Source organism: Brachyspira catarrhinii (assembly GCF_005518285.1).
GTDB classification, from domain to species: Bacteria; Spirochaetota; Brachyspiria; order Brachyspirales; family Brachyspiraceae; genus Brachyspira; species Brachyspira catarrhinii.
Window position 1 is genome coordinate 1 of record NZ_SJDU01000684.1, and the last position, 701, is coordinate 701.

The 701-nt window shown below is 31.0% G+C and carries 2 protein-coding genes; both read right to left on the minus strand.

Annotation, left to right across the window (positions count from 1 at the left end):
- Positions 1-92: 92 nt before the first annotated feature.
- Positions 93-410, minus strand: coding sequence for a hypothetical protein (locus tag EZH24_RS15180; protein ID WP_236847267.1), 318 nt, complete (start codon positions 408-410; stop codon positions 93-95).
- Positions 411-430: 20 nt separating this feature from the next.
- Positions 431-701, minus strand: a 271-nt coding sequence (locus tag EZH24_RS15185) for an Rpn family recombination-promoting nuclease/putative transposase (protein ID WP_236847268.1), incomplete at its 5' end; no start/stop codon positions are given.

A 701-nucleotide genomic window follows, 5' to 3' on the forward strand; every position in this document is an offset into this window, starting at 1 on the left:
ATCCTTCCTTTGACGAGGAGAGAGAGTAGAGATACTTTCCCTCCTCTTTTTTTGTCTAATCGGTTAATAAATTTAATAAGTAAAGTAATAAATTAAAGTTTTTCTCCGTCTGGACGAAGTTTGCGTATTTCTTTTATGCTTAAACCCGTATGTTCCGATATAAATTGATTATCAAGTCCAGAAGATTTTAAACTTTTAGCTATAGCATAATTTCGTTCTTTTATACCTTCGAGTTTTCCTTCTTTTCTACCTTTTTTTATGCCTTTTTCAATTCCTTCTTTAATTCCTTCTTTTCGCTCTCTCGATAGCATCATTTTTTGCCCTACCAAAAAAGCGTCTCTGGCGGCATAAGCTCTCATTAGTTTATCGTCAGAAGTAAATCGTTTATATTCTTCAATCGCTTTTGTCATAATTGGGTTTGCCTCCTTGGCTACTGCCCGCTTTTAGCGAATTCATTTTCTATAGATTTTAAATTATTGCTTGTGAAAAATTTCATCCAAGTTAATAATTTGTTTTTCTTCAATTCTTTAATAGTTGAATTTTCTAAAATATCAATAAATCTCTGAACTTCGATTAAATGCATTTGAATATAATCTAAACTAATATTTTGGTTTTCCGTATCAATCAGTTTAAAACAGCGGTGAGGTTTGCCATCGTCTCCAAAATCCAAATTAAAATCAAGTAAATTAATGCTAATTATT